Here is an 11,305-nt window from a genome sequence, read left to right as displayed (position 1 = left end):
TGTAAAACTATCCCTTAACGGGGATATTTCCAACTCCCATTTTTTATCTACAAAATTTTATTTTGGACGGATGTGAACAAAAATAGGGTTGTTTAATTATCCCGATTTAGTTGAAATTTGACCATAAGGTTAAGGGAACGATAGACCTGTACATGTTAAAATGGTTAATAGCAAGTACATTCTAATCAGCTCATATCTGTCGGTTGTTTTGTTTCGGGATTTTAAAATGGTTATCATTATACAAAAAGCAAAGTAAATCAAACTCAAAATCCTTCCTGTATTAGGGGTGAAAAATGTTATAACAAAAGCAATGGGGAATAATGAAAGCGCCCAGCGGGTTGCTATGTTTAATAGTTTACTATCGCCGCTTATGTTATTCCCGTAGAAGAATAAATAGTACCCAGACAGTAGAATTGAAAGAAAGATAATTACTAGTAGGAATGTAGCACTGCTGGTAATACCTTTAAGAATTCCTGCTAAAACTAAACCTAACACTAGCAGAATTTCAGTAAGCTTTGGCTTCATATTTCGTATAAATTAGATTGGTTAAATGCATTAACATTATAATCAATTTTTACAAAATTCATACCCACGTTGGTGCGAGCCTCAATATGCGTACGATATATACAAAACCAACCCAAAAATTTCAGCAAATCTAGTAAAAAAAATTTCTCGCTCGTGCTTTCGAGCAGTTTTTCATCTATACCGGCCAAGGCGCAATGTTAGGTTACGCTCAAACTTGCCTTTGGAGGTGCAACCAACAAAAATGGACGGACGACTTTGAAAAAACTCACACGGAATACAATAACACAGGGGGGCACATCATAAATGATACAGCATTAAAAAGAGCGCACGCGACCCCCGACGCGTGCGAACAAGTAGCCGATTATGCCATGCTGTTGGCATATTAATAACCATAATTAAATCCCACATCAAAACAATCGATAAGTATGAGTTGATAAGAATGTTCGTACAACTATCTATTTTAACATGCACCGGCCTATCATTCCCTTAGCCCAAAAGTCAACAATCTAGAAAATCGTGTTAAGAAAAACTTCCCGCTTGGACTAAATTTTTGACCGTTCACGAAATTTATCGACATTATTTTTGGTTGTAAAAATTCAGTCCAATAATTTCGCACTTGTAAGTTAACTTTATTATTAACCTTAAAAAATTATTAAAATGGAAGCAAGAAAATTATCATTACAAGAAATGAGTTTGACTGAAGGTGGAAGTACAGCAGGCTGTGCTGCAGGTGGTGCATTTGCGGTTACGGCATCTTTTGTATCTATTGGGTTTATAGTTTTCGCAACTGGCCCAATAGGTGCTGTTGTTGTTGCAGAACTTCTTGCTGGTCAAACACTGAGTTTAGCTGGCACAATAGTAGGTTGTGTGCTATAGTATTTGACATTTTGAATTATTTAACAATTTTTCATATGAGAAAAGAAAATAATGAATTAAAAGAGTTTTTAGTATCTGAACTCAAGGATAGTCTGTATTATAAGGAATTTAAGGATTTATCAGAAGATAATCCAAAACAAGAAATAATTGACTATCTACATTCTAAGTTTTTAAGATTAAAAAAAATTAGCCAAATTAGCATTGTTATAATATCGATATTTATAACACTAACCTTATTTATATGTTTATTCAATATTGAAAATAATATTTTAATTGGTCTAATAATATTTGCAATCACATTAATTCCTTTAATGGTATTAGGTATATTTTTTAATAAACAATTTTATGAAAGTGAAAAAAATATTTTCATTATTAGGGTTCTTAGAAGAATTCTACAATAACTTTCATTACATTTTTTTTAATACAATTTACTAATACGGACCAACCATCTTTAATAAATGCTTCTATCAGCTTTATTAAATAATCTATCAAAAATTGTACAAATTTGCTAAGTTAAACTCTCTTCGGGCGATTGAAAATCCGCACAAGCGTTTAATGATAGTGATATACATTTAAATAAAAAAGACCATCGTGATAGTCGATGGCCTTGATGTATTAATTAGGGTTTGTTACCGGCTACTGTCAATCACATGACAAATTCGCTCAAAAATCTCGTCGATTGTTCCCATACCATTTACTCCACGGTACTTGCCCTGCGCCTTGTAGTAATCCATTACCGGCAGGGTTGTTTTATTGTAGATATCGAGCCGGCCACGGATAATACCTTCGTCCTGGTCATCGCTACGGTCGCTCATTTTTCCCCGGTTTAGCAGGCGAGCTAAAAGCTCATCGTACTCAACCTCCAAGGCTAACATTATGGTAATGGGAGCTTTTTTGGCATCGAGCATTTCGTCGAGTTTCTTGGCCTGAACGGTAGTTCGGGGAAATCCATCGAAAACAAAGCCCGGAACATCGTGGTGGTTATCGAGTTCCCTTGCAATCAAATTGATTACCATCTCATCGGGAACCAGCTGCCCCTTATCGATATACTTTTGAGCCTCTACTCCAATTGGCGATTGTTCACGTATTGCAGCCCTAAGCATATCGCCAGTAGCCAGATGCTGCAGCTTGTATTTCTCAATTATTTTTTGGGATTGAGTGCCCTTGCCTGCGCCCGGGGGGCCAAATAAAACAATGTTAAGCATTTTACGATATATTGTGTTTTGGTTTATTGCTGTTTAGTTTCCAACCTCTTACCTGCTAAAATGCTTGAACAAATATAGGTAAACAATTGTCACAGCCAAAAAATTATTGGACAATTTGCGGGTTGACTTAAAGCATTACCATAGAAAAATATTCCACGCTTTTTAAAGTTCATTAAACTTTATCAAATTTGATTTGTAGCACATAGATTATTTTACCATGCATTTTTTAATATATAGAATTTTAGTAACGGTTCAGAGATTGTAACAGGTTAATTGAATGTAACTAAAACGGCCTAACAAGATGTTGTGCATAAGCAATGTATCCATAGCAAATATTGCTCTCTAAAACTTTTTCACAAACTTGAGATGTGTTTGCTCGTATCCCAACCGTTTGTAAAATTCCTGTGTTCGCACCCTGTAATTTCGGGTGGTAAGTTCAACCTCTTCAAGACCGAGCTCTTTGGCAAGTTTCTCTGCTTGCTCCATCAGCATGCTGCCAACCCCCCGCGAGCGATACTCGGGCAAAACGTTTAACTCCTGGAGTTCACAGGTTAACCTCACGTGATGCAGAATACGCTGAACATGCATGCTCAAGAAACCTATAACCTTTTCGCCATGGCATGCTACCCAGTAATGCACCGTGCTATCTTCAAGATTCCTTCGGTAGTTCTCGGTAAAGTATGAGTAATTGAGGCTCTCACCCTCAAGGTCGCAAATTAGCTGGTAAACCGGTTCTAAATCGGCAGGTGTTGCCTTTCGAATTGTAAACATGGGCTTTACTTTAAGGTTTCAACTACCATGAGTAGTAGCGCAATCATGCGTTGAGCATTTTGTTCAAAAATGCGAACTATCTCCTCCCAGCTCACGGGTGGTTCATCGGTTTTCCAGCAATCGTAATCGGTGCTCATGGCAATGGCAGCATAAGGAATGGCCAGCTCGTTGGCCAGGGCCACCTCGGTGGCAACCGACATGTTAATTACATCGGCTCCCCAGCTGCGAAACATCATTGATTCGGCTCGGGTGGAAAAGCGTGGCCCCTCAATGGTAACCACGGTTCCCCGTGGATGACACTTAACCCCTACCCTGCCCGCACAATCAAGGATATGGGCGCGCAATGCCGAGTCGAAGGGATCGGCCATAGGGGTATGAACTGCACCACTGGCAAAGGATTCATGGTAAGTATTAATACGCTTTCGGGTAAAATCAATGAACTGGTCAAGTAAAACAAAGTCGCCCCGTTCAATCTCTGCACGTAAACTTCCGCAAGCAGTAGTGGCAATAATGCAATCGGCACCCTGATGCTTGAGCGCGTAAATATTTGCCCGGTAGTTTACCTCAGTTGGGCTATACTCATGGCTATGGCCATGGCGGGCAAGAATAATCACCCTGTTACTGCCAATAGTCCCAACCCTCAGCAGCGACGATGGATTCCCGTAGGGAGTATCTACCCTAAGCGTGGTGGCATCTTTAATAATATCAGGGTTATCGAGCCCGGAGCCGCCAATAATTCCAATTGTAGGCATATACTTTAGAATTAAACATCATTGCCGTGTAGTTAGATTATTTGTCATGCTGAACACGCCGAAGCATCTCCTTGCACTTTTTCTCTTTTAGCATTGACTGAGATCCTTCGTTTCACTCAGGATGACAAAAGGCATGTTTATTTTTATTAACTGAACGACTTTTTAATTTAACATAGTAAATTTAATGCAAATCAGTCAAAAAAAGCATTTCCGACTACAATTACATTGATTTTTTCAAACAGCTTTTTACCTTTGACACTAAGTTGAGTAAAAACAATGCGTGTAGCAGACCAATACTACAGAACCATTTGGGTTGATGAGGGCCAACTGCCCGATGTTCAAATAATTGACCAACGCTATCTACCACATGAGTTCCATATTGAAACCATATCGTCCTATAAGCAGATGGCCATAGCCATAAAGGAGATGCACCTGCGTGGAGCCGGCCTAATTGGTGTGGCTGGAGCATTTGGTGTGTACTTGGCTTACCGCGATGCATTTCAGGGCAACCAACCGATGGTTTTTGTTGATGGAGCCATTGCCGAAATTCTGAACACCCGACCCACCGCGGTTAACCTGAAATGGGCTATCAATATAGTTTGTTCCAGGGTTGCGAGCGGTTTAACTTTAGAAGAAAAGGCACACATAGCCCTTGATGCGGCAAAGCAGCTTGCCGACCATGATGCTGAGAGCTGCCGGTTGATTGGCCTAAATGGGTTGCCGTTAATTGAAGAGATTAGTGATAGAAAAAAGGGCGGTGTTGTCAATATCCTCACCCATTGCAATGCCGGTTGGCTTGCCTTTACCGATTACGGTTCAGCCCTATCGCCCATATACCTTGCACACCGTAAAGGTATTAAACTGCATGTTTGGGTCGATGAAACCCGCCCCCGGAACCAAGGTGCAGCCCTTACCACTTGGGAACTACTTAACGAGGGCGTTCCACATACACTGATAGCCGATAATACCGGTGGGCACCTTATGCAAAACCACATGGTGGACATGGTGGTTACCGGTGCCGATAGAATAGCCGCGAATGGCGATACCGCCAATAAAATTGGCACCTACCTGAAAGCCCTCGCCGCCCACGATAATGGCATTCCCTTTTACGTAGCCGCACCCACCTCAACCATCGACTTCGCCCTAGCCGAAGGCTTAGGAAAAATCCCTATTGAGGAACGATCGGGAAACGAAGTGCGCTACGTTAGGGGATTGTATAATGGGAATATAGTCGATATGCTGATTTGTCCAGACAATACCCCGGCTGTAAACTACGGATTTGATGTGACACCAGCCCGGCTGATAAGCGGTTTTATTACCGAGAAGGGTGTGGTAAAACCAAATTCCGATGCCATTAAAAAAATAATTTAGACACTAAGCATTTACAAACACCTCAACATTCTTCTAACTTAAAGCCTTTAAACAAAATAACATATGGTCAATTTGCCTTCTTTTTGTCAGTAATGTTGATGTAGTTTAGCTTTAGTCATAATAATTTAAAATTGATTCTTACTACAAGATAATCGATTACGATGATTTGATGATTTTTGCTGATTTCACCTTTCCCATTTTCAAATGATGTTCATATTTTTGGAATTGAAACCATTGTAAAACATATGAGGGACGGCATAATCAAATTCAACTGCAACTGGACAAAAACCGACCCTATTGAATCGCCCCTTACTGAGGAACTGATATACTGGCGTCAGGTATTATACAAAAAGGGATTTGTGGGAGTTGATAGTAAGGGAATTGGTTACGGGAACCTAAGCTGCCGGACAAGTGGTAATGAGTTTCTGATTACCGGTAGTGGAACGGGTGGGTTTGCCGAGATTGGCAAACAGCACTTTGCCCTGGTTACCTCATTTAACATTCATAGGAATACGGTTGATGCTACTGGCCCAGTCATAGCTTCGTCGGAATCGATGACACACGCAGTGCTTTACCTTTGCGATCCCAAGATTGGTGCAGTTATCCATATCCATAACCTAAACCTGTGGCGCGCACTGCTGCGCCGTGTTCCTAAGACAGGGAAACAAGCAGAGTATGGAACCCCTGAAATGGCTAAGGAGGTAATTAGGCTCTACAGCCAAACCGACCTCAAAAGCAAGGGCATACTTGTTATGGCTGGGCACGAAGAAGGTATAGTATCCTTTGGGCCCGACATTGCCAGTGCTGCTCAAACCCTACTGAACTGGGAAGAACTATCGCTCTAGAATTTATAATCAACCCCTACCCTGACGATATGTAACAGGTAGAAATTTTTGTTGGCGTGCCCTCCGGGTGGCAGGAATATCTCAACGGCATACTTACTTTTACGAGGAGCTATGCGAATGCCGTATGCTAAATAGACTGAAGGGTACCACCTACTGAACGGTTCATCTTGGATGGTTTGACCAAAATTCTCATTCCACCAGCTTAAAGTAATACCTCGGGAATACGATAACCCGGCCCCGGCGCCAAGGACAACCGAAAAGGAGTAATACCTGAGTATGTCTAAATCTGAATATATGCCTAAAGTAGTTACCCTGTAGTAACTATCGGGGACATCGGTAATAGCAAAGGTCCTGTATGATGCTGCCTGTATGGAGGTATTTACCCTCCAGCGTCCGTTTAGGTAATGCTTTTGGAATCCTATGCCTAAAGGGATGCCAAACCCCTGCTCACCCCGCCCTTCCTGATACGCTATTAAACCAAAAAACTTAAGGCTACTGCTACCCTTCTCACGCCAAACCCATGTGGAATCCTGGGAAAAGGCATTAGTAGCTGCAAAAAACAAATAGGCAGTTACGGAAAAAACATTTAGCCAGTCTCTTAAACGCTTGAATAAAATCATACTATATAACTTTTTAATTTGTTTACCTCTTCGTTAAAGTTAAGAAATGGGTATTGCTTCTGAATGCTATTTACCTCATTCAAAATTTTATCTACAAACCTTTTAAATTCTTGGGATTTGGGATTAACCGGTCTATGGCTTAATGCCTGTTGTATTCTATGAACCTTTTCCGTAACTTGCATAGCCTGGCGCTCAATAAGAGCATCGGAGAACTTTTGCCAGATGTAATCGACCGCAAGCTGCGATGGGTGAAGCATATCCGTATCGTAAAAACGGTAATCCCTTAAATCGTCCATCATGATTTCGTATCCAGGGAAATAGAATGCTTTGTCAGAATAAATTTCAACTAACCTGTGTACAGCGAGAATAAGAGTCGATTTACTGAGCTGGTTGCCAATTGCACCATCCTTCCAGTGCCTGATTGGGCTAACTGTAAAAAGAAACCGAATGTTTGGAGTTGCGGCCAGAACCTCGTCAACCAGTTTCGACCACTCGGTTACAATCTCGTCAACTGAGAGCAGGGTATGGGTAAATTCCTTTGCAGGAATTTTATGACAGTTAGCCACTACCTGACCCGTTGTTACAAGCCGGTAAACCCGTGCAGTACCAAATGTTACTGCTATCAAGTTTGCCTTTTTAATGAATTCATGGGCACTACTGCAAGCATCATTAATTTTAAGCAGACACTCTTCTTGACTCTCGGACGAGAACCGGGTGTAGTGATCAAAGCTGAACCACAAGCCATTCCTGTGATTTAAATCGTTACCGGTATAGTGCTTATTTTGCAGAATGTTCCTCAACACCTTTGCAACCGATAAAGGATTGTAAACCACCCCGAACGGGTTAACCTGCACTGGCATTTTATAGCTTTGCATAATTCCACCTATATTCTCGGCAAAGCACGAACCGCAGAAAAGTACAGGTGTTTGGTAGCTAATACGGAAAGGATAATCGCTTACAGTAACCTCAGTGCGGAAATCAATTTTAGAGCTGCTCATTAATCCAGTTCAGTATTGAATTAAAAACCTCATCCCTTTCCCGCTCATGATGCAATTCATGGTAACATCCGCTCCACTCAATGTATGTTGCCTTAGGAATTTTACGCGATAGCTCATTGGTAGCTATATGCGAGGTAATTGTATCGCCGCTGCCATGCATGAGTAGAGTAGGAATACTAATCTTCTGGGCATTCCCAAAAATGTACTTGGTAGAACTTGTGATTGATGTATAAAGCCTAGGAGTTATAAGCCCATGATTGAGCGGATCGGTTGCATACTTCTCCACCTCCTCAGGAATTTGGGAAATTTGCTCAGGCTTTACGGTCGATTTTATTTGAATAAATGGAGCAACCAAATTCATGAACTCACTAAGTGCCTCCATTACAGGCGATGGAGGAACTGCCAATTTTAACCAAGGCGAGGTTACAACCAATAGATCAAGTTTGGTTGGTCTGTTTAGGGCATAGTTCAGAGCGATGTTTCCTCCCATGCTGTGCCCATAAAGTATTATTGGCAGTTTTGGATAATCGTGTGTAATTTTTGTCATAGCCAAATCAATTTCAAAGAGCAGCTGCTCAAAGTATTTGATATGCCCTCTTCTACCTTCGGATTGACCATGCCCAATGTGGTCCCACGACTGTACCAAAAAGCCATGGTATGCAAATCGTTTTGCCCAGGGCACATACCTTAGCGAATGCTCCCCGTGCCCATGTACAATTAGGATGATTGCCTTTGGTGCAGCAACGGGTTTAATTTGCCATGCAAAAATGTTTTTCCCGCTCGACGATTGCCAAATCTGTTTTTCGGGTTCCATATCTTTTAAAATTTTCAATATAAATTAATCCCAAACGTACTTCCAAGTACCATCGGTTTGGCGCTTCCATACCGTATGGAAAATTCCTTGAACAACCAATGTGTCGGCATTGCTTTTGGGAACCTTCCAGGTATAATGGCCATAGGTGTAAGCTAAGTCGCCACTTTTTGAAACCTCTACAAAATCAGGCTTCCAATCGACTTTTGCCCCTAAGTACTGAGGGTTTGAGTAGTAGTGGTAAATAGCATTTTTCCCTTTAATTAGGCTATCGCGGCCACGAAGAATTGTTGCCGAATCATCGGCAAAAAATGCAAAACCTTCAGCAATACCATGCTGCCTAACATAATCACAAAACTGTGATTCTACCTCAAATATCTCGGATTTCAAACTTTCCTTAGTGGGCAACGCTTTACCACACGATAACATCGTAACAGTGTAGAGTATGCTCAAGTAAATGGTAAAATTGGTTAGTCTGTTTTTCATTGAATATTAACTTTATAGATTCATTAATCTATCAATAAATGCATTTTACAAATTACAAAAAAATCGATTTGTTTGCTTAAGTTATGTTAAAAATTTATTTTGCCAAGGATATTTACCTATCTCACCTGGTATTAAATTATTGACTATGAAATCATTAAACTTAAGGCGTTTACAAAGCAAGATGCTTCTCCTCCTTGTTGGCATCTCAGCCATTGTATATCTGATAGTTTTCGTATTCATCATTAAGAGCATACAGCACGATAACCTTAAGGATGCTCATAGCTATGTTAACACGCTGGTTAAAGAAACAGCCCGCAGTTTCGAGGATCAACTCAACCAGGAACTGAGTATAACAAAAACACTAGCTGAGGCTTTTCGTGCATTCAACTATACAAACCAAAAGGATTGGATTGAACTGCAAAACAGAATGGTTTCCGACGTTCTTAAGGAGCATCATAACATAAAATCGCTTTGGGTAAACTGGGACTTGTCCAAGATTGACAGAACCGGCAAAAGCAAGGGGCGTTTGCGTTGCACATTTTACTGGGAGGACGATATTCTAAAATATCGTCAGGATACCGTTACGTTCGACAACCTTTCAAGTAAAAGCCTCTGGGTTACAAAAAATTTAAAAGGCAACACCATTCTTGAACCATACTACTGGAAGTACACCAACGCCGATAAGGTAAAAATTCACATGACCAGCCTGGTAAGCCCAATCTCGTATGGGAACCAATTGGTGGGTACAGTTGGCTGCGACATCACCCTGACAGAAATCAAGGAACGCGTTGATAAGCTAAAGCTTTTTAAAAACAGCTATGCCTTCCTGCTATCGAACGGCAGCGTTTACGTTTCACACCCCGATTCAACAGTTTTGGGAAAAACAATGAGGGAAATAAATGCCGAAGAGGATAGTATTCACCATATTTCCGATAAAATTGCCAGGGGCGAGGCCTTCACAATTTCAGCCAAGCATTCCGACACAGGCAAGGAGGTGGTAGCCTACTTTAACCCCATTACCATGAAAGGATCGGACTCACCCTGGTGCCTAGGCGTTATTGTGATAATTGATGATGTTTTAACCGAATCGCGTTCCCGTACATACTCTCTAATTATCATTGGAATTATCGGTTTAATCCTTATTAGCGGGGTAATAAGCATAATCTCCAATCAAATATCGAAACGTGTAACTCGTGGGGTTGAATTTGCCCAGGAAATTAGCAAAGGAAACTTACGGGCAGCTTTTAACGATAATTCCGATGATGAGATTGGAACGCTCTCGAAATCGCTTACCGAAATGGCTGCCAGGTTACGCGATACGTTCAGGGGAATAGGGCAGGTTTCCGAAAGCATTATGGATACTGGTCAAACCATGAACACCAGCTCTGAAACGCTCACCTCTACCGTAGGCGAGCTAACCCTAACCACCGATGAGGTTTCGGACTCCATCCATCGAATGGTTAAGTCCATTGGGCAGAGCACAAAGTCGGTTCAGGAACAGCTCGATATATCGAACAAGGCTGTTGATACCATAAAGCAAGGTAGCCAAACCTCAGCAAAAGCGCTCGATGCTATGAAAATGGTTGCCGATAGAATTCAGGTTGTAAACGATATTGCTTTCCAAACCAACATTCTTGCACTAAATGCTGCCGTTGAGGCAGCAAGGGCTGGCGAGCACGGACGGGGTTTTGCTGTGGTAGCCGGCGAGGTGCGTAAGCTTGCCGAACGGTCCAAACAGGCTGCACAGGACATAGTAAATCTGGCAAACTCAAGCCTTGCCACAGTGGAAGAGGTTCGCAACGTTATGGAAAAGTTAGCCCATGAGGTTAAGCGAATTGCCGAACATGCCAAACAGCTCTCGTTTGAATTTGATGATCAACAGCAGGAAACAACCCGGATAGGCGATTCCATGCAAAAACTTTCAGATGTTAGCAAGCTCACCAGCGACACAGCTAACGACCTTAGAACCTATTCCGAGCACCTGTTAAAACTTGCTGCTGACCTTAAAGATGCTTCATCGTTCTATAAAATTGATTAACCTCGAT

General features: G+C 41.5%; 13 protein-coding genes. 5 read left to right on the top strand and 8 right to left on the bottom strand.

Annotated features, from left to right (window positions below; all coding sequences use genetic code 11):
* Window positions 1–129: 129 nt before the first annotated feature.
* Window positions 130–525: a hypothetical protein gene (locus WHS63_RS10335; protein WP_445205037.1), complete on the bottom strand. Its 396-nt coding sequence runs from the start codon at window positions 523–525 to the stop codon at window positions 130–132.
* 657 nt (window positions 526–1,182) lie between these two features.
* Between WHS63_RS10335 and WHS63_RS10330 the strand changes: the two genes are divergently transcribed.
* Both WHS63_RS10330 and WHS63_RS10325 read left to right on the top strand, forming a co-directional pair.
* Window positions 1,183–1,401, top strand: a complete 219-nt coding sequence (locus WHS63_RS10330; protein ID WP_445205036.1) for a hypothetical protein — start codon at window positions 1,183–1,185, stop codon at window positions 1,399–1,401.
* A 35-nt stretch (window positions 1,402–1,436) separates the two neighbouring features.
* Window positions 1,437–1,802 (top strand): hypothetical protein, encoded by a 366-nt coding sequence (locus tag WHS63_RS10325; RefSeq protein WP_445205035.1) that lies wholly within the window; start codon window positions 1,437–1,439, stop codon window positions 1,800–1,802.
* Between the two features lie 228 nt (window positions 1,803–2,030).
* On the opposite strand, the gene WHS63_RS10320 is transcribed toward WHS63_RS10325, so the two are convergent.
* The 3 genes from WHS63_RS10320 to mtnP form a co-directional block, all read right to left on the bottom strand.
* On the bottom strand, window positions 2,031–2,606 hold the full coding sequence (locus WHS63_RS10320) for an adenylate kinase (RefSeq protein ID WP_445205034.1): 576 nt from the start codon (window positions 2,604–2,606) through the stop codon (window positions 2,031–2,033).
* A gap of 342 nt (window positions 2,607–2,948) precedes the next feature.
* The gene (locus WHS63_RS10315) at window positions 2,949–3,377 is read right to left on the bottom strand and encodes a GNAT family N-acetyltransferase (RefSeq protein WP_445205033.1); all 429 of its coding nucleotides are present in this window, start codon (window positions 3,375–3,377) and stop codon (window positions 2,949–2,951) included.
* 5 nt (window positions 3,378–3,382) lie between these two features.
* Window positions 3,383–4,129, bottom strand: a complete 747-nt coding sequence (gene mtnP, locus WHS63_RS10310; RefSeq protein WP_445205032.1) for an S-methyl-5'-thioadenosine phosphorylase — start codon at window positions 4,127–4,129, stop codon at window positions 3,383–3,385.
* Window positions 4,130–4,405: 276 nt separating this feature from the next.
* On the opposite strand from mtnP, the gene mtnA reads away from it, so the two are divergent.
* The gene (gene mtnA, locus WHS63_RS10305; protein WP_445205031.1) at window positions 4,406–5,500 is read left to right on the top strand and encodes an S-methyl-5-thioribose-1-phosphate isomerase; all 1,095 of its coding nucleotides are present in this window, start codon (window positions 4,406–4,408) and stop codon (window positions 5,498–5,500) included.
* A 245-nt stretch (window positions 5,501–5,745) separates the two neighbouring features.
* Window positions 5,746–6,345 carry a class II aldolase/adducin family protein gene (locus WHS63_RS10300; RefSeq protein ID WP_445205030.1) on the top strand — a complete coding sequence of 200 codons (600 nt, stop codon included), beginning with the start codon at window positions 5,746–5,748 and terminating at the stop codon, window positions 6,343–6,345.
* On the opposite strand, the gene WHS63_RS10295 is transcribed toward WHS63_RS10300, so the two are convergent.
* The 4 genes from WHS63_RS10295 to WHS63_RS10280 are packed head-to-tail and all read right to left on the bottom strand — an operon-like array spanning window position 6,342 to window position 9,260.
* The gene (locus WHS63_RS10295; RefSeq protein ID WP_445205029.1) at window positions 6,342–6,965 is read right to left on the bottom strand and encodes a hypothetical protein; all 624 of its coding nucleotides are present in this window, start codon (window positions 6,963–6,965) and stop codon (window positions 6,342–6,344) included. The two genes, WHS63_RS10300 and WHS63_RS10295, sit on opposite strands and share 4 nt — an antisense overlap.
* Window positions 6,962–7,963: a GSCFA domain-containing protein gene (locus WHS63_RS10290; protein WP_445205028.1), complete on the bottom strand. Its 1,002-nt coding sequence runs from the start codon at window positions 7,961–7,963 to the stop codon at window positions 6,962–6,964. The genes WHS63_RS10295 and WHS63_RS10290 overlap by 4 nt, the downstream gene beginning before the upstream one ends.
* Window positions 7,950–8,777, bottom strand: a complete 828-nt coding sequence (locus tag WHS63_RS10285) for a lysophospholipase (RefSeq protein ID WP_445205027.1) — start codon at window positions 8,775–8,777, stop codon at window positions 7,950–7,952. The genes WHS63_RS10290 and WHS63_RS10285 overlap by 14 nt, the downstream gene beginning before the upstream one ends.
* 24 nt (window positions 8,778–8,801) lie before the next feature.
* On the bottom strand, window positions 8,802–9,260 hold the full coding sequence (locus WHS63_RS10280) for a YybH family protein (protein WP_445205026.1): 459 nt from the start codon (window positions 9,258–9,260) through the stop codon (window positions 8,802–8,804).
* Window positions 9,261–9,405: 145 nt separating this feature from the next.
* Here WHS63_RS10280 and WHS63_RS10275 point away from each other — a divergent pair, with 145 nt between their 5' ends.
* Window positions 9,406–11,298: a methyl-accepting chemotaxis protein gene (locus WHS63_RS10275; RefSeq protein WP_445205025.1), complete on the top strand. Its 1,893-nt coding sequence runs from the start codon at window positions 9,406–9,408 to the stop codon at window positions 11,296–11,298.
* Window positions 11,299–11,305 lie beyond the last annotated feature (7 nt).

This window comes from Tenuifilum sp. (genome assembly GCF_037481895.1).
GTDB classification, from domain to species: domain Bacteria; phylum Bacteroidota; class Bacteroidia; order Bacteroidales; family Tenuifilaceae; genus Tenuifilum; species Tenuifilum osseticum.
The sequence above is the reverse complement of the archived record's forward strand: the minus strand, read 5'-3'. Positions and strand labels throughout refer to the sequence as shown.